We start from the raw sequence: 16,270 nt of genomic DNA on the forward strand, positions 1-16,270 counted from the left end.
CAAGCATGAAACTGGCAGCCAGAAGGCATTTCCTCGCGGCGGCGGCCGCGATCGTCGCGGCATGCAGCCTGCCCGCCCACGCGGCGGACGGCTGGCCCGCGCGGCCGATCCGCTTCATCGTGCCCAGCGCCGCCGGCGGCGGGGCCGACACCGTCGCCCGCCTGCTGGCCCAGCATATCGGCGGCGCCCTCAAGCAGCCCATCGTGGTCGAGAACCGCGCCGGCGGCTCGGGCGTCATCGCGGGCAACGCGGTGCTGGGCGCGCCGGCCGACGGCTACACCTTCATGCTGGGATTCACCACCATGTCGCAACTGCCGGCCACCTCCACGATCAAGCTGCCGTACCAGGTCGACCGCGATTTCATCCCGGTATCGCTGGTCGCCAGGTCGTCCAACGTGCTCGTGGTCAACCGCGGCGGCGTCGAGGCGGACTCGGTCAAGGCCCTTGTGGAAGCGCTGCGCGCCTCGCCCCAGAAATACAGCTACGGCTCGTACGGCAACGGTTCGACCGGCCATTTCCTGGGCGCGCAATTCCTGCAGGAAACGAAAACCAACGCCCAGCACGTGCCGTACAAGGGCGCCGCGCCCATGATGTCCGATCTGCTGGCCGGCGTGGTCTCGTTCGCCTTTCCCGACATCGGCTCGGCGTTGCCGCACCTGAACTCGGACAGGGTCCGAGTGCTGGCCGTGACCGGCGACAAGCGCATGGCGACGCTGCCGCAGATCCCCACCATGGCGGAACTCGGCTATCAGGGCTTCAACCTGGGCGCCTGGTTCGGGCTGTTCGCGGCCAAGGGCACGCCCGACGCCATCGTCCAGGACATGGCGGCGCAGATCGCCGACGCCGTCAAGGCGCCGGAAGTCCAGTCCAAGCTCGTCGGCATGAACCTGGATCCGGTCGGCAGCGACCCCAAGTCCTTCGCCGCCTTCTTCCAGACCGACCTGCAGCGCTGGGCCGACCTGGCGAACAAGGCCAACATCCGCACCGACTGACCGGCCACCCGCCATGTCCCGATCCTCCCGCCGGCTCGAACTCCCCGACGCTTCCGTCAAGGACAGCACGCGCGACCTGGGCCAGCGCTCGGTCAAATCGGCCCAGCGCGTGCTCGAACTGATCGAATTGCTCGAACAACTGGGGCGTCCGGTCAGCCTGGCGGAGATCGTGCGCGCCAGCGGCTATCCGCAGTCCAGCACCTGGATGCTGGTCCAGACGCTGATGCGCATGGGCTACCTGTGCCACAACCCGGACGACGGCACCTACATGCCCAGCCTGCGGCTCAACCTGCTGGGCGGCTGGGTGCACGACCTGGCCCTGCCCCGCAGCAATCTGCGCCTGGCCATGCGCGCGCTGGGCGAACGGCTGGGCCTGAGCATCATCCTCGGCCAGCGCAGCGGCCGCTACGTCCAGTACGCCCACGTGCTCTACGGCGCCAAGGACCGCAAGACTCAGGTTCCGATCGGCGTCGTGCGCCCGCTGATCGACACTGGCATGGGCTACGCGCTGCTGGCGCAACTGCCCGACGACGAGGTGTGCGCCATCGCCAGCGTCTGCCTGGCGCGCGCCGAACACAAATCGCCGGTCTCGTCCTTGCGGCAGGTGCTGGCCATCGTCGACAAGGCCCGCCAGGCCGGTTTCGTGTATTCGCACCGCCTGCAAAGCGCCAACCGCGCGTCCTTTTCCTTCGCGCTGGTCAGCGACCCCGGCGCCGGCGACCGCGCCGGCCTGCTGGCCCTGGCCATCGCCGGCACCCGGCAGGACGTCGCGGCGCGCCTGCGCGACATCCCGGGCACGGTCAATGACGTCGCCGCCGAGTTCCTGCCGGATGTGCCCATCCACATCAAGGCGCCCTCTTCCATCCCGCCGATCTGAAGGCACCCACAAAGCGATCACCACCATGGATATTGAAGTCACGCCCGAAGAGCGGGAATTCCGGCTGGAAGTCCGCCGCTTCGCGCAGGCCCACCTGCCCGAGAACGTCCGCCGCAAAGTCCTGTACGGCGAGAAACTGGAGAAGCAGGAATACGTGGACTGGCAGAAGCACTTGCACCGCCAGGGCTGGATCGCGCCGGCCTGGCCCACGCAATACGGCGGCACGGGCTGGAGCCTGAGCAAGCAGCGCGTGTTCCTCCACGAGCTGGCGCTGCAATGCGCGCCCGAGACCATCCCGTTCGGGATCTCCATGGTGGGGCCGGTGATCTACACCTTCGGTTCGGAAGAACAGAAGGCCCAATACCTGCCCGCCATCCTGAACTCCGACACGTGGTGGTGCCAGGGCTTCTCCGAGCCGAACGCCGGTTCCGACCTGGCCTCGCTGCGCACCCGCGCCGTCGACCGCGGCGACCACTACCTGCTCAACGGCCAGAAAGCCTGGACGACGCACGGGCGCTTCGCGGACATGATGTTCTGCCTGGCGCGCACGGCCGACACGGGCAAGCCGCAGCAGGGCATTTCCTTCCTGCTGCTCGACATGAAGACGCCCGGCGTCGAAGTCCGGCCGGTGCGCACCATCGACGAAGGCGCCAGTATCTGCGAAGTGTTCTTCAACGACGTCCGCGTCCCCAAGTCGGGGCTGGTGGGCAAGGAAGGCGAAGGCTGGACTTACGCCAAGTTCCTGCTCGGCCATGAACGCGCCATGATCGCCCGCGTGGGCCGCTCGCGCATGCAGTTGGCGCGCGCGCAGCGCCTGGCCTCGCATCCGCTGGCCGACGGCAGCCGCCCGATCGACAACCCGCTCTACCGCCAGCGCCTGTGCGAGATCGAGGCCCGCCTGCGCGCGCTCGAACTGACCGAGCTGCGCGCCCTCTCGGCCTACCGCCCGGGAGCGGGCTTCGACGTCGCGGATTCCTCCATGCTGAAGATCGAAGGCTCGGAAATCTGCCAGGCCCTGACCGAACTGCTGCTGGACCTCGCCGGCCGCTACGGCATGGTCTACACCGGCCGCTATACGCAGTCGCCGATCGGCGACGCCACGGCCCATGGCCTGCTGGGCGACCACCTCTTCAACCGCGTGGCCACCATCTATGGCGGCAGCTCCGAAATCCAGAAGACCGTGATCGCCAAGAGCCGGTTCCAGAAATAAGCAAGGACACGCCATGAACCTGAACCTCTCCGAAGAACAAGAGATGATCCGCGCAAGCGTGTTCGATTACTTTTCGACCGCCTACGGATTCGATCGCCATCTCGAACGGCTGGGCCGGCCCGCGGGCGCCCCTTCCGAGGCCTGGCAAGCCATGGGCGAACTGGGCTGGCTGGGACTGACGGTGCCGCAGGACGACGGCGGCCTGGGCCTGGGGCCGGAAGAAACCATGCTGCTGATGGAGGGCGCCGGCGCCGCGCTCTGCACCGAACCGCTCCTGGCCAGCGCCATCCTGGCGGCGCCGCTGCTGGCCGGCGCCGCCGCCGGCTCGGCGGCGGCGCGCGCCCTGCGGGCCGCGATTTCCGGCCGGGCCAGCCTGGCGCTCGCCTGGACCGAAAGCGACCGCGGCTTCGCGCCGCTCCCGGCCGACACACGCGCCGAGCGCCGGGGCGAGACCTGGCTGCTGTCCGGCCGCAAGGTGCTGGTCGACAACGGCGCGGAAGCCGACTGGCTCGTGGTCGCGGCGCGCGGCGAGGACGGCGTGGCGCTGCTCCTGGTGGACGGCGCCGCCGACGGCCTGACCCGCGGCGGCGCCCCGCTGGCCGACGGCACGCGCAGCGCCGACCTGGTCTTCCGGGACACGCCCGCCACGGCCTGCCTGGCCAGCGGCCCGGCGGCCGAAACCCTGCTGCTGCGGGCTGTCTACCGCGGCCTGGCGGCCACCTGCGCCCTCGCCCTGGGCGCCATGGAGCGTTCGCTGGAAATCTGCCGCGACTATCTGCACGAACGCAGTCAGTTCGGCAAGCCGCTGGCGGCGCTGCAAGTGCTGCAGCACCGCTACGTGGACATGCTGATCGCCGCCGAACGCGCCCGCTCCATGACCTTGCTGGCGGCCCTGCGCGCCGATGCCGCCGCCGCGGGCGACGCCGAGGCGCGCCGCGACCTCGGCCTGGCCAAGCTCACGGTGGGCCGAAGCGCGCGCCACGTCGGCGGCCAGGCCATCCAGTTGCATGGCGGCATGGGCATGGCCTACGAATATCCCATCGGGCACTACTACCGCAAGCTGCTGTGCTGCGACGCGGCCTTCGGTTCGCAGGACGACCATCTCGCCCTGCTGGCCGAGGGCCTTGCCGCGCCCGCCAGCGCCTGAAATCCGCTTTTTTCCCATTCCCGCATCGCCATGCCCATGCCTGAACAAACCCGCATCCACGCCACGCGCCAGGACGGCGTCCTGCTGCTCGGCCTGAACCATCCGCCCCTCAACACGCTGGACCACGCGCTGCGCCAACAGTTGCACGACGCCCTGCACGCCGCCGCCCTGGACGCCTCGGTGCAGGCCATCGTGCTGCACGGCGCCGGCGGCAACTTCAGCGCCGGCGCCGACATCCGGGAGTTCGACCAGCCCCGGCAGCCGCCCTGGGCCGGCGACGTCGCCCTGCTCATCTCGGCCAGCGCCAAGCCGGTGGTCGCCGCCCTGCAAGGCGTGGCGCTGGGCGGGGGCCTGGAACTGGCGCTGGCCGCGCACGCCCGCGTCGGCACCGCCGACGCCAGGCTGGGCCTGCCCGAGGTCAAGCTCGGACTGGTGCCCGGCGGCGGCGGCACGCAACGCCTGCCGCGCCTGATCGGCGCCGCGGCAGCCCTGCCGCTGATGCTGGAGGGCCGCAACGTCGACGGCAATGCCGCGCTGGCGCTGGGCCTGCTGGACGAAGTCTGCGACGGGCCCGTCCTGCTGGACGCGGCCGTGCGCAAGGCGCGGGCCCTGCGCGAAGGCGCGCTGGCGCGCCCGGACAGGATCGATGACGCGGCCAGGCAGGCGGGGCTGGCGGCCGTGGCGGCGCAACGCCAACGCCTGGCCGCGAAACCCCATGCGCTGCCCGCCCAGCGCCTGTTGCTGGACTGCGTAGCGGCCGCGCTGGAACAGCCCCTGGAAGCGGGCCTGCGGTTCGAGCGCGAGGCCTTTCTGCAATGCGTGGCCAGCCCCGAGCACCGCGGCCTGGCCCACGCGTTCTTCGCCGAGAGGCTGGCCGGGAAGTCGCCGGCCGGCGCCGCGCGGCCGCGCCCCGTCCAGAAGGTCGGCGTCGTGGGCGGCGGCACCATGGGCGCCGGCATCGCCGTGGCCATGCTCGACGCCGGCCTGGACGTGGTGCTGATCGAACGCGACGCGGCCTCGCTGCAGGCGGGCCAGGACCGGATCGGCGGCGTCTACCAGCGGCAGTTGGATGCCGGCAGGATAGATGCGGCGGCGCGCGCGCGGCGCCTGGCCCGGCTGAGCGCGGCGACCGACTACGCCGCGCTGGCCGAGGCCGACCTGGTCGTCGAGGCGGTGTTCGAGGAGATGGAAGTCAAGGCCCGGGTCTACGCCGAACTGGACCGGGTCTGCCGGCCCGGCGCCATCCTGGCCACCAATACCTCCTATCTGGACATCGACCAGCTCGCGCGGCGGATCTCGCGCCCGCAGGACGTCATCGGGCTGCATTTCTTCTCGCCCGCCAACGTCATGAAACTGCTGGAAATCGTGGTGCCCGGGCAGGTCGCCGACGACGTCGTGGCGACCGGCTTCGCGCTCGCGCGACGGCTGGGCAAGGTGCCGGTGCGCGCCGGAGTATGCGACGGCTTCATCGGCAACCGCATTCTCTACGTCTACCGCGAAGCGGCCAACTTCATGATGGAGGACGGCGCTTCGCCCTATCAGATCGACCAGGCGCTGGAGCGCTTCGGCTACGCCATGGGCCCCTTCCGCACGGCCGATCTCACCGGCGGCGACATCGGCTGGGCGACCCGCAAGCGCAAGGCCGCGACGCGCCCGCCCGAAGCCCGCTACGTGCGCGTGGCCGACCGGCTGTGCGAACGGGGCTGGTTCGGCCAGAAGACCGGACGGGGCTACTACCGCTATCCCGAACGCGGCCAGCGCGGCCAGCACGATCCCGAGGTGCTGGCCCTGATCGACGACGAACGCGCCGCGCGCGGCATCGCGGCCCGCCCGTTCAGCGACGAGGAAATCGTGCGGCGCTATATGGCCGCCTTCGTCAACGAGGCCGCCAAGGTCCTGGAAGACGGCATCGCGCTGCGGCCGGCGGACATCGACGCCGCCCTGGTCAATGGCTACGGCTTTCCGCGCTGGCGCGGCGGCCCCATGAAATACGCCGACGATGCCGGCCTGCCGGCCATCCTGGCCGATCTGGAATCCTATGCCAAGGAAGACCCCGGGTTCTGGGCCCCCTCGGAACTGCTGCGGCGCCTGGCCCGCGAAGGCTCGACCTTCGGCAAGCTGAATCGACAACCCTGAGGAATCGCCCCATCATGCGAGAAGCCGTCATCGTCTCCACCGCGCGCACCCCGCTCACCAAGGCCGGGCGCGGCGAATTCAACATCACCCAGGGCCCCACCCTGGCCGCCCACGCCGTCCGGGCCGCCGTCGAGCGCGCCGGCGTGGATCCGGACAGCATCGAGGACGTGGTCCTGGGCTGCGGTTATCCGGAAGGCACCACCGGCCGCAACGTGGCCCGCCAGGCGGCGCTGCGCGCCGGACTGCCCCAAAGCGTCGCGGGCGCCACCGTCAACCGCTTCTGCGCCTCCGGCCTGCAGGCCGTGGCCGACGCCGCCGCCCGCGTAGTCATGGGCCATTCGGGCCCCGTCATCGCCGGCGGCGTGGAAAGCTGCTCGCTGCTGCGCACGCGCGACGACGGCGTGAGCGGCATCGACGGCTGGCTCCAGGCGCAGTTGCCCGAACTCTACCTGCCCATGATCGCCACCGCCGACATCGTCGCGCAGCGCTACGGCATCAGCCGCGAAGACCAGGACGAGTTCGCCCTGCGCAGCCAGCAGTTGACGGCGGCGGCCCAGCGCGAAGGCCGCTTCGACGCCGAAATCATCGCCGTGCGCGCCGCCATGCAGATCACGGACAAGGCAACCGGCGCCACGCGCCAGGAAGAAGTCACCGTCAGCGCCGACAACTGCAACCGCCCCTCGACCACCGCCGACGGCCTGGCGGGCCTGGCGCCCATCATGGGTCCGGACAAGTTCGTCACCGCGGGCAACGCCTCGCAACTGGCCGACGGCGCCGCCGCCTGCGTGCTGATGGAAGCCCGCGACGCCGAGCGCGCCAATCTCGAACCGCTGGGCGCGTTCCGCGGCATGGCCGTGGCGGGCTGCGCCCCCGACGAAATGGGAATAGGCCCGGTCTACGCCGTGCCCCGCCTGCTGGAACGCCATGGCCTCAAGGTCGAGGACATCGACCTCTGGGAACTCAACGAGGCCTTCGCTTCCCAGGCCCTCTATTGCCAGCGCCGTCTTGGCATCCCGATGGACCGGCTCAACGTGAACGGCGGCTCGATTTCTGTGGGCCATCCCTTCGGCGTGACCGGCGCCCGCCTGACGGGGCACGTGCTCCTGGAAGGCAAGCGGCGCGGCGCCCGGTACGCCGTGGTCACCATGTGCGTGGGCGGCGGCATGGGCGCGGCGGGATTGTTCGAGATATTCTGAACGCCCAAGCAAAACGGAGCGGCCGGGGCCGCTCCGTTTTTTTTCCGCGTGCGGTTCTTTATTGCGGCTCGATCTTCGCGTCGATCGCGCGCTGCGTCCAGACCTTGCGCTGCGACTGCGCGAAAGCCTGGTGTTCGGCGACGGTGTTGGGCGACACCTGCATGCCCAGCGATTCGAAGCGCTGAAGAACGTCGGGTTCGCGCAGGATGGCGGCGACTTCCTGGTTCAACTTCTGCACGATCGCGTCGGGCGTCCTGGCCGGCGCGGCGACCCCGACCCAGACGACCAGGTCGAAGTTCTTGTAGCCCAGTTCGGCCAGCGTCGGAACGTCCGGGAACGCCTTGGCGCGTTCGTGGCCGGTGTAGGCCAGCCCGCGCAGCTTTCCGGCCTGCATGAACGACGTGACGACGGACAGGTCGGCGAACAGGTAATCGACGTGGCCGCCCAGCAGGTCGGTCACGGCGGGCGGCTGGCTCTTGTACGGCACGCCATTGGCGGCCGCGCCGGCCACGGTATTGAACGTGGCGCCGGCGATCTGGCTGGTGGGCGAGCCGTAGGCGTAGTTCAGGGGCTTGGCCTGCGTGGCCTTGACCAGTTCCTGCAGCGACTTGTACGGCGCGTCCTCGCGCACCACCAGCATCATCGGGATGGTGGCGATGCGGATGACGTGGATGAAGTCGCCGGTGGGGTCGAACGGCAGCTTGCGGAACAGCGCCGGGGTCGCCGAATGCGTCGAGCTGCTGGTCAGGATCAGCGTGTAGCCGTCGGGCAGGGCGCGCGCGGTGAACGACGAGCCGATGGTGCCGGACGCGCCGGGCTTGTTCTCGATCACGACCGGGACGTTCAGGCGCGGGCCGAGCTTTTCGGCGATGATGCGCGCGCTGGTGTCGGTGGCGCTGCCCGGCGAGAACGGCACGACGATGGTGATGGGCTTGTCCGGATAGGCCGGCTGGGCCTGCGCCGCGCCGGCGGGCAATGCGCCAGCGAGCGCGGTCAGGACGGTGAGGCTGCCGGCAGCCAGCAGGCGGCGGCGCGCGCCGAACGGTTGAGTCATGCTTGTCTCCTGTCAGGGGCCGCGGGTCGGCCTCTTCAATTCAACCCGTATGATGCTTGCGCCCCGCTTATCCCAACAAGGGACTAATTTTCATAGACTTATTCCAAACCGGGATCAATCGCCCTCAGCCTGGCGCAGGCGCAGGTAGTCCTCGGTGGCCTGCAGGAAAGCCGACGCCGCCAGCGACAGGCGCGCGTTGCGGCGCTGGATCAGCCACAGCTCGTGCCCGTGCCTGCGGGCGCCGTCGATGGGCAGGATGCGCAGGCCGAGCTGGCGCGCCAGATCGCAGGCGTAGCCGGGCACGACGGTAATGCCCAGGCCCGCGCCCACGAGTTTCAGCGCGGATATCAGCATGCCCGCCTCGATGCGGTAGCGGAATTCCAGGTTCAGGTCGGCCGCGACCCGGTCCAGGCTGCGGCGCACGCTGTACACGTTGCGCAGCATGATGTGGTCGTGGGCGGCGACGTCGGCCCACGACACCGAGCGCTTGCGCGTCAACGCGTGGCGCGGCGCGCACACGGCAAACATGGTGTCGCGGTAGATGACGCGCGTGGCCAGTTCGTCCGACGGCGTCTCGACCGAGACGATGCCGAAGTCGGCGCGCCCGTTGCGCACGTGTTCGAAGGTGTCGTCGGTCGACAATTCGAAGAGGTCCAGCTTCACGCTCGGATGCGCGCGGTGATAATCCGCCACCACGTCCCCCAGCAGGCCGACCATCATGAGGGGGGACGTGGCCACCCCCACCGTGCCTCGCTCCAGCGTCCGCAGGCCCGACATGCTGCGCTCGGCGGCGCGCACGGTGCCGAGGATTTCCTGCGCGTAGGCGTAGAAATCCGCCGCGCCGTCGCACGGCGTGACGCTGCGCGTGGAACGCTCGAACAGCGGCTGGCCGACCTCGGCCTCCAGTTCGGCGCAGAGCTTGCTGACGGCCGACTGGGTCACGAAGGCCGCCCGGGCGGCCGCCGTGAAACTGCGCAGTTCGTAGAGCGCGCAGAAAACGCGCAATTGCTTGAGAGTGATGTTCATGGTCGAAGTCGCCGCCTGGCGCTCTCCGGCCATGCCTGCCTCAGCGCCCAACCGGGAGCATATCGCGATCGGCGTCCTGGCGCGGCGCCGGACGGGCGATTTCCCCCGGCGTGCGCGAAAAGCGCACCGGGATGCCTGCGGCCATCAGAGGCCCCTCGGTCGGATGTTCCACTTGCTGGAAGAAGCCGGTCGCCTTCAGGTGGGGGTCGTCGAACAGGGCTTCCGGCGTATTCACCGGCGAATGCGGAATGTCCGCCTCCGCCAGCAGCGCCAGCCACTCCCGCGTGCCGCGCAGCGCGACGATGTCGGCCAGGTCCTGGTACAGCTCGTCGAAATGCCGGGCGCGCGCCGCGGCATCGACGTAGCGCGCGTCCGCCGCCAGGTCTGGACGCTCGGCCAGGGCGAAGAAACGCCGCCATTGCGCGTCGGTGTAGGGCAGCAGGGCCAGGTAGCCGTCGCGCGTGCGGTAGGGGCGCCGCTGCGGCGACAGCACGCGGCTGTAGCCCATGGGCCCCAGCGGCGGGATGAAGCTGTGGCCGCTCATGTGCTCGACCAGCGTGAACGAAACCAGCGTTTCGAACATGGGGACCTCGATGGCCTGCCCCTGCCCCGAGCGCTCGCGCTCGTACAGCGCCATGGGGATGGCGTAGGCCAGCGTCAGGCCCGCCACCTTGTCGGCGAGGATGGTGTTCACGTAGGCGGGCGCCCCGCTGTTGCGGCCTTGCAGATCGGCCAGCCCGCTCATCGCCTGGATGATGTCGTCGAATGCCGGGCGCGCCGCGTAGGGGCCGTCCTGGCCGAAGCCCACCGCCGAGCAGTAAATGAGGCGCGGGTTGCGCGCGCACAGCGAGGCCGCGTCCAGCCCCAGCCGCGCCAGGGCCGCCGGACGGACGTTCGAGACGAAAACGTCGGCGCCGTCGATCAGCGCCAACAGGCTTTCGCGGTCGGCCGGCGCCTTGGCGTCCAGCGTCACGCTGTACTTGTTGCGGTTGAGGTTGAGATAGGCCGGCCCCATGCCCGCATGCGCGGCCGGCGCCGACGTGCGGAACACATCGCCTTCGGGCGCCTCCACCTTGACGACCTCCGCCCCCATGTCGGCCAGGATCTGCGTGGCGTAGGGGCCCATGGCCACCGAGGTCATGTCGATGACGCGCACGCCCGCGAGCGGGCCGGCCATTACTTGGCCTCCTGGTGCTTTTTGCGGTTGACGAAGGGCGCCATGTAGCGGCGCGGCTCGTCGGTGGTGAACGCCTCGCCGAAGGCCGCCACGCTGCGGTCCAGCCCGGCCTCCACCGTGGACTCGCTCCAGTAGCGCAGCAGGGCCTTCTGCGAGCGCACGGCGAGCGGGCCGCTTTCCGCGATGGGCGCCACCGTGCGTTCGACCAGCGCGTCCAGTTCACCCGTGGCGCTCACGAACTCCAGGAATCCCCATTGCGAGGCCTGCGCCGCGTTCACGGTTTCGCCGGTCAGGAGCAGCCAGTTGGTCGGGCCGGGGCCGATGATCGCCGGAAGCAGCACGGCATGGATCACCGACGGAATGCCCACGCGCACCTCCGGCATGCCGAAGACCGCATCCGCCGATCCCAGGCGGATGTCGCAGGCCGCGGCCAGTTCCATGCCGGCGCCCAGGCAGAAGCCCGGAATGCGGGCGACGGTGGGAACCGGGATCGCGGCCACCGCGTCGCAGAGGTCGCGCAGGCGCGTGATGAACTCGCGCGCGCCCTGCGGGTCCAGCTCGGCCATTTCATAGATGTTGGCGCCGCCCACGAAGGCCCTGTCGCCGGTGCCGCGGATGACGACCGCGCGGGCGTCGTCCTGGGCCGCGATCCAGCGCGCGGCTTCGATCACGCTGAGCGTCACAGGCGAGGCCAGGATGTTCAGGCTCTTGGCGTCATGGATCTGCAGTGTGTAGACGCCCCGGTCGTCGCGGGTCACGAGGGCGTGGGCAAAGGAAGGAATAGGCGCGGTCATGGAAGCTCCAGCTAGGGTGATGCCACCGATGCTACGGGCGTCGTTTGATCACAACAAACGAGTAATTTTCATAGAATAAGTCCGTAACGGAATAAGTAATAAAACCGTGGACGACTTGGGTACGATAGCCGCCTCTTGCGGGAGTCGTACCATGGGCATCACGCTGCGCCAGCTCCGGGCCTTCTGCGCCGTCTGCGAACTGAAGAATTTCACCCGCGCCGCCGAGGCGCTGAACCTGACGCAGTCCACCGTCAGCAAACTGTGCTCCGAACTGGAAAGGGCCGTCGGGCTGGCGCTGTTCGAACGCTCCGCCCGCGGCGTGGAGCTATTGGAGGGCACCGCGGAACTGTACGCCTATGCGCAGGAAGCCTTCGGATCGCTGCGCGCGGCCGAACGCAGCCTGAGCAGCCTGGCGGGGCTGGAGCGCGGCGAGGTGTCCATCGCCGCCTCGCCCATCATGATGCATACGCTGGTGGCGCCGGTGGTGGCGCGGTTCCACGGAAGGCATCCCAACATCGTCTTCGACCTGCACGAGCTTACCGGCGACGAAGCCACCGAACACGTGCTGCACGGCAAGGCCGACCTGGGCCTGGTGGCGGTCGAAAGCCAGGACCCCCGGCTGGATTGCCGCGTCGCCTACCGCGGCCCCATGTACGCCGTGGTGCCGTCCGGCCACCCCCTGGCCGCCGCCGGGCAGGCGCGCTGGCGCGATCTGGCCCGCTATCCCCACATCCTGCTGCGCGGCACCTACGCCGTGCGCCGCAAGATGGACCAGATCCTGCTGGACCGGGGCCTGGCGGTGCGCAGCGTGGCGCAGACCGGCAGCCTGACCACCGCCTTCGCCATGATCCGCGGCGGCATGGGCATCACGGTCATGCCCGGCTATGTGCGCAGCGTCTGCGAGGAAATGGGCCTGCGCGCCCTGTGCATCGCCGACGAGCCCCAGGCCCTGCACGAACTGTCCATCCTGCGCCGCGCCGGCCACCTTCTGCCGCGCGCCGCCGCGGCATTCCTGGCCGAGTTCGAAGCGCATCTGGACGGACTGGGCCAGCCCGCGTCCGCCGGCGATTCATCGCTTTCATGAATGCCTTCATGACAATTAATCAATTGTTGGAATGATGAGCCGATTCCATCATTGACGCGTCGAGGCCCGCCAGGCAGGCGGCCCGCCACGCGCCCCAAGACGGTTCCTCGACACCATAACCAAGCCGGGCAGACATGCCCGCAGGACGAGGAGACCCCGCATGAAAATGAAGTCCCGCCTGAAGCAGCTATTGACGCTGCTCGCAGCCGTTCCCGCCATCGCCGCCGCCGAAGGCTATCCCGCCAAGCCCGTGACGCTGGTGGTGGCCTATGCCCCCGGCGGCATGACCGACATCCTGACCCGCCGCATCGCCGCCGACCTGCAAACCCGCCTGGGCAAGCCCTTCGTGGTGGAAAACAAGCCGGGGGCCACGGGCCAGATCGCCACCGAATACGTATCGCGGCAAAAGCCGGACGGCTACACCGTGCTGGTGGGCGCGACCAGCCATGTGATCAACCCCGTCATCAAGAAGCTGCCCTACGACGCGCGCAAGGACTTCGAGCCCATCGCCCTGCTGGCGGTCAGTCCCAACTTCCTGCTGGTCAACGCCAACCAGGGCATCAAGACCTTCGCCGACTTCAAGAGCTACGCGCAGAAGCAGCCCTCGGTGCCCTACGGCACGGCCGGCGCCGGCGGCGCGCCCCATATCGTCGGCGAACTGCTGCGCGCCCAGAGCGGCCTGCCGCTGATGCACGTGTCCTACCGAGGCGCGGGCCCGGCCATGACGGACCTGGTCTCCGGCCAGGTTCCCTTCGGCATGGCGGAGTCGGTGACGGCCAACGCCTATCTGCAATCGGGCAAGATCATCCCGCTGGCCATCGCGTCGGCCCAGCGTCAGTCCCGCTATCCCGACGTGCCCACGCTCAACGAACTGGGCTACAAGGGCTTCGACCTGAACACCTGGGTGGGCGTCTACGCCCCGGCCGGCACGCCCGCCGACATCGTCCAGGCCCTGAACACCGAAATCCGCAAGGCGGCGATGCAGCAGGCGACCCAGGACTACATCCGCTCGACCGGCTCCGAGCCCGGCGACATGGATCTGGCCCAATACCGGAAGTTCGTCAGCGACGAGATGGACAAGTGGCAAGCCGTCATTACGCAGGCCGGGGTCAAGGATGAGTGAAGCCCGCAACGGCTCCCCGTCGCCGGAAGCCTACTTCGCCGAAACGCTGCGCGCGGGGCGGCTGGAAGTCCAGGTCTGCCGCAGTTGCGGACGTGCCTTCTTTTTCCCGCGCACGCACTGCGCGCATTGCCGTTCCCAGGAATATGCCTGGCGCCCCATGCGCGCCGGCGCCACGCTCTATTCCTATTCGGAGATCCCCGCCACGCCGCAGGCGCCCGCGCGCAACGTCATCCTGGCCGACATGGACGAAGGATTTCGCATGATGTCCACGCTGCTCGGGCCCGAAGCGCCGCGCATCGGCATGCGGCTGACGGCCCGGCCCGACCCGCAGCGCGCCCGCGTCGTGTTCGAACCGGAGGCCTCATGACGGACTGGAACAAAAGCCTGCGCGGCGCGATCGCCATCACCGGCTGCGCCACGGCCGGCATCGGCGACGCCGGCGGCCTGAACGACCTGGAGATCTCCTCGCTGGCGGTACACGCGGCGGTGCGGGACGCGGGGCTGCGCATGGAGGATATCGACGGCCTGATGAGCGCCAGCCTGTCCTCTTCGATGTGGCTGAACAAGCTGGCCGAATACCTGGGCGTGTTTCCGCGCTTCATGGACAGCACCCAGATCGGCGGCGCTTCTTTCGTCGGCCACCTGTTGATGGCCGCGTCGGCCATCCAGGCCGGCCTGTGCCGCAATATCGTGATCGCCTACGGCGCCGCGCCGCGCGGCGGCAACGGCGTCTCGGCGACCTCCGGCGCCCGCGCGCGGCTGGATCCGTTTCCGTACGAAGAGCCGTTCCAGCCCTTCAATCCGCCGACCAGCTACGCGCTGGCGACGCGCCGCCACATGCATGAATACGGCACCACCCGCGAACAACTGGCCGAAGTGGCCGTGGCCGCGCGCGCCTGGGCGCGGCTGAATCCGGAAGCCTACAAGCGCGACCCGCTCTCCATCGACGAAGTGCTGTCGGCGCGCATGATTTCCTCGCCGCTGACCGCGCGCGACTGCTGCCTGGTGACCGATGGCGCGGGCGCCATCGTCGTGACCGCGGCCGAGCGCGCCGAGACGGCCCGCCCTGTCTACGTGCTGGGAACGGCCATGGCGCATTCGCACCGGCAGATCGCCTGCATGGCCGACCTGACGCGCACCGTCGCCGGAGAAAGCGCCGGCCAGGCGCGCGAGCGGGCCGGGGTGTCGCTGGCCGACATCGACCTGGTGCAGCTCTATGACGCCTTCACCATCAACCCCATCCTGTTCCTGGAAGACATGGGGTTCTGCCGCAAGGGCGAAGGCGGCGCCTTCGTGTCCGGCGGCCGCATCGCCCCCGGCGGCGAACTGCCGGTGAACACCAACGGCGGCGGGCTGTCCTGCGTGCACCCCGGCATGTACAGCATGTTCGGCCTGGTGGAAGCCGTGCGGCAACTGCGCGGCGAATGCGGCGAACGGCAGGTGAAGCGGGCCCGCACGGCGCTCGTGCACGGCAACGGCGGGGTGCTGAGCGCCCAGGCCACGACCGTGCTGACCAATTGGATGGACTGAAGGAGACTCGAAATGCTGGAAGGAAAAGTGGTCGTCGTCACCGGCGCGGCCAATGGCATCGGCCGCGCCGCCGCGCTGGCCCTGGCCGCGCAGGGCGCCCGCGTGGTCGTCAACGACCTGAACGTGTCGCTGGACGGCACGAGCGCGTCGCAGAGCACCGCTACGCAGGTGGTGGAGGAAATCCGCGCCGCCGGCGGCGAGGCCATCGCCAACGGCGATTCGGTGGCCGAGTACGCCAGCGCGCAGCGCATTATCGAGGCCGCGGCCGACACCTACGGCCGGGTCGACGCCGTGGTGAACAACGCCGGCATCGTGCGCGACAAGATGTTCCACCGCCTCACCCCCGAGGACTTCGACGCCGTGGTCAAGGTGCACTTGTACGGCTGCTTCAACCTCAGCCACGCGGCCGCCCGCCACTTCCGCGAACAGGGCGGCGGCAGCCTGATCAACATGACGTCCAATTCGGCCGTCATCGGCAACCGCGGCCAGGCCAACTACTGCGCCGCCAAGCTCGGCATCGTGGGCCTGTCCAAGGCCATGGCGCTGGACATGGCCGCGTTCGGCGTGCGTTCGAACTGCATCGCCCCGCTGGCCTGGAGCCGCATGACGGAGACCATTCCGGCCAAGACCGAAGAACAGGCGCGCCACGTCGAGAAGATCCGGCGGATGGGGCCGGAAACCATCGCGCCGCTCATCTGCTATCTGGCCTCCGACGCTTCGGCCGAGGTATCGGGGCAGGTATTCGCCATCCGCCTGAACGAGATCTTCCTCATGAGCCAGTCGCGTCCGGTGCGTTCGGTGCACCGCTCCGACGGCTGGACCGCCGAGAGCATCGCCGAGCACGGCATGGCGGCGCTGCGCGCCTCGTTCATGCCGCTGGACACCTCGGCCCAGGTGTTCGCCTGGGATCCCGTCTGAGGCGGC

The 16,270-nt window shown here is 69.5% G+C and carries 15 protein-coding genes; 11 read left to right on the forward strand and 4 right to left on the reverse strand.

Annotated features, from left to right (window positions below; genetic code table 11):
* The first annotated feature begins 5 nt into the window (after positions 1 to 5).
* Genes WHX56_RS29310 through WHX56_RS29335 form a run of 6 tightly spaced genes read left to right on the forward strand, consistent with a single transcriptional unit; the run spans position 6 to position 7,558 of the window.
* Complete coding sequence (locus WHX56_RS29310; protein WP_287756466.1) at positions 6 to 992, forward strand: Bug family tripartite tricarboxylate transporter substrate binding protein; 987 nt, start codon at positions 6 to 8, stop codon at positions 990 to 992.
* A 13-nt stretch (positions 993 to 1,005) separates the two neighbouring features.
* Complete coding sequence (locus tag WHX56_RS29315) at positions 1,006 to 1,869, forward strand: IclR family transcriptional regulator (RefSeq protein WP_129242982.1); 864 nt, start codon at positions 1,006 to 1,008, stop codon at positions 1,867 to 1,869.
* Between the two features lie 25 nt (positions 1,870 to 1,894).
* Complete coding sequence (locus WHX56_RS29320) at positions 1,895 to 3,079, forward strand: acyl-CoA dehydrogenase family protein (protein WP_338879709.1); 1,185 nt, start codon at positions 1,895 to 1,897, stop codon at positions 3,077 to 3,079.
* A gap of 13 nt (positions 3,080 to 3,092) precedes the next feature.
* Entirely contained in the window at positions 3,093 to 4,226 is a 1,134-nt protein-coding gene (locus WHX56_RS29325; protein WP_338879710.1) for an acyl-CoA dehydrogenase family protein, read from the forward strand.
* Between the two features lie 36 nt (positions 4,227 to 4,262).
* Positions 4,263 to 6,362: a 3-hydroxyacyl-CoA dehydrogenase NAD-binding domain-containing protein gene (locus tag WHX56_RS29330; protein WP_338879712.1), complete on the forward strand. Its 2,100-nt coding sequence runs from the start codon at positions 4,263 to 4,265 to the stop codon at positions 6,360 to 6,362.
* A gap of 14 nt (positions 6,363 to 6,376) precedes the next feature.
* Positions 6,377 to 7,558, forward strand: a complete 1,182-nt coding sequence (locus WHX56_RS29335; RefSeq protein ID WP_338879713.1) for an acetyl-CoA C-acyltransferase — start codon at positions 6,377 to 6,379, stop codon at positions 7,556 to 7,558.
* Positions 7,559 to 7,616: 58 nt separating this feature from the next.
* On the opposite strand, the gene WHX56_RS29340 is transcribed toward WHX56_RS29335, so the two are convergent.
* From WHX56_RS29340 to WHX56_RS29355, 4 genes are all read right to left on the reverse strand, one after another.
* Complete coding sequence (locus tag WHX56_RS29340) at positions 7,617 to 8,612, reverse strand: tripartite tricarboxylate transporter substrate binding protein (RefSeq protein WP_338879714.1); 996 nt, start codon at positions 8,610 to 8,612, stop codon at positions 7,617 to 7,619.
* A 114-nt stretch (positions 8,613 to 8,726) separates the two neighbouring features.
* Positions 8,727 to 9,638, reverse strand: coding sequence for a LysR family transcriptional regulator (locus WHX56_RS29345; RefSeq protein ID WP_129242551.1), 912 nt, complete (start codon positions 9,636 to 9,638; stop codon positions 8,727 to 8,729).
* Between the two features lie 40 nt (positions 9,639 to 9,678).
* The gene (locus WHX56_RS29350; protein WP_338879715.1) at positions 9,679 to 10,815 is read right to left on the reverse strand and encodes a CoA transferase; all 1,137 of its coding nucleotides are present in this window, start codon (positions 10,813 to 10,815) and stop codon (positions 9,679 to 9,681) included.
* Positions 10,815 to 11,609, reverse strand: a complete 795-nt coding sequence (locus tag WHX56_RS29355; RefSeq protein WP_129242553.1) for an enoyl-CoA hydratase — start codon at positions 11,607 to 11,609, stop codon at positions 10,815 to 10,817. Before WHX56_RS29355 ends, WHX56_RS29350 begins: the two co-directional genes overlap by 1 nt.
* A gap of 151 nt (positions 11,610 to 11,760) precedes the next feature.
* Between WHX56_RS29355 and WHX56_RS29360 the strand changes: the two genes are divergently transcribed.
* The 5 genes from WHX56_RS29360 to WHX56_RS29380 all read left to right on the forward strand — a co-directional run bounded on the left by WHX56_RS29360 (position 11,761) and on the right by WHX56_RS29380 (position 16,264).
* Positions 11,761 to 12,693 (forward strand): LysR family transcriptional regulator, encoded by a 933-nt coding sequence (locus WHX56_RS29360; protein WP_338879716.1) that lies wholly within the window; start codon positions 11,761 to 11,763, stop codon positions 12,691 to 12,693.
* Positions 12,694 to 12,853: 160 nt separating this feature from the next.
* On the forward strand, positions 12,854 to 13,816 hold the full coding sequence (locus WHX56_RS29365; RefSeq protein WP_338879717.1) for a tripartite tricarboxylate transporter substrate binding protein: 963 nt from the start codon (positions 12,854 to 12,856) through the stop codon (positions 13,814 to 13,816).
* A complete protein-coding gene (locus tag WHX56_RS29370) occupies positions 13,809 to 14,183 on the forward strand; it encodes a Zn-ribbon domain-containing OB-fold protein (protein WP_129242556.1) in 375 nt (124 codons plus the stop codon). Before WHX56_RS29365 ends, WHX56_RS29370 begins: the two co-directional genes overlap by 8 nt.
* Complete coding sequence (locus tag WHX56_RS29375) at positions 14,180 to 15,346, forward strand: acetyl-CoA acetyltransferase (protein WP_338879718.1); 1,167 nt, start codon at positions 14,180 to 14,182, stop codon at positions 15,344 to 15,346. The genes WHX56_RS29370 and WHX56_RS29375 overlap by 4 nt, the downstream gene beginning before the upstream one ends.
* 12 nt (positions 15,347 to 15,358) lie before the next feature.
* Positions 15,359 to 16,264 carry an SDR family NAD(P)-dependent oxidoreductase gene (locus WHX56_RS29380; protein WP_129242558.1) on the forward strand — a complete coding sequence of 302 codons (906 nt, stop codon included), beginning with the start codon at positions 15,359 to 15,361 and terminating at the stop codon, positions 16,262 to 16,264.
* Positions 16,265 to 16,270: the final 6 nt, after the last annotated feature.

Source organism: Achromobacter veterisilvae, assembly GCF_037619525.1.
Classification (GTDB): Bacteria; Pseudomonadota; Gammaproteobacteria; order Burkholderiales; family Burkholderiaceae_B; genus Achromobacter; species Achromobacter veterisilvae.

Excerpts from the sequence above, each read along its gene's own strand:
- WHX56_RS29360 (WP_338879716.1), top strand. The coding sequence starts at position 11,761 with ATGGGCATCACGCTGCGCCAGCTCCGGGCCTTCTGCGCCGTCTGCGAA.
- WHX56_RS29335 (WP_338879713.1), top strand. The coding sequence starts at position 6,377 with ATGCGAGAAGCCGTCATCGTCTCCACCGCGCGCACCCCGCTCACCAAG.
- WHX56_RS29355 (WP_129242553.1), bottom strand. The coding sequence starts at position 11,609 with ATGACCGCGCCTATTCCTTCCTTTGCCCACGCCCTCGTGACCCGCGAC.
- WHX56_RS29320 (WP_338879709.1), top strand. The coding sequence starts at position 1,895 with ATGGATATTGAAGTCACGCCCGAAGAGCGGGAATTCCGGCTGGAAGTC.
- WHX56_RS29375 (WP_338879718.1), top strand. The coding sequence starts at position 14,180 with ATGACGGACTGGAACAAAAGCCTGCGCGGCGCGATCGCCATCACCGGC.
- WHX56_RS29315 (WP_129242982.1), top strand. The coding sequence starts at position 1,006 with ATGTCCCGATCCTCCCGCCGGCTCGAACTCCCCGACGCTTCCGTCAAG.
- WHX56_RS29380 (WP_129242558.1), top strand. The coding sequence starts at position 15,359 with ATGCTGGAAGGAAAAGTGGTCGTCGTCACCGGCGCGGCCAATGGCATC.
- WHX56_RS29325 (WP_338879710.1), top strand. The coding sequence starts at position 3,093 with ATGAACCTGAACCTCTCCGAAGAACAAGAGATGATCCGCGCAAGCGTG.
- WHX56_RS29345 (WP_129242551.1), bottom strand. The coding sequence starts at position 9,638 with ATGAACATCACTCTCAAGCAATTGCGCGTTTTCTGCGCGCTCTACGAA.
- WHX56_RS29330 (WP_338879712.1), top strand. The coding sequence starts at position 4,263 with ATGCCTGAACAAACCCGCATCCACGCCACGCGCCAGGACGGCGTCCTG.
- WHX56_RS29365 (WP_338879717.1), top strand. The coding sequence starts at position 12,854 with ATGAAAATGAAGTCCCGCCTGAAGCAGCTATTGACGCTGCTCGCAGCC.
- WHX56_RS29310 (WP_287756466.1), top strand. The coding sequence starts at position 6 with ATGAAACTGGCAGCCAGAAGGCATTTCCTCGCGGCGGCGGCCGCGATC.
- WHX56_RS29350 (WP_338879715.1), bottom strand. The coding sequence starts at position 10,815 with ATGGCCGGCCCGCTCGCGGGCGTGCGCGTCATCGACATGACCTCGGTG.
- WHX56_RS29340 (WP_338879714.1), bottom strand. The coding sequence starts at position 8,612 with ATGACTCAACCGTTCGGCGCGCGCCGCCGCCTGCTGGCTGCCGGCAGC.
- WHX56_RS29370 (WP_129242556.1), top strand. The coding sequence starts at position 13,809 with ATGAGTGAAGCCCGCAACGGCTCCCCGTCGCCGGAAGCCTACTTCGCC.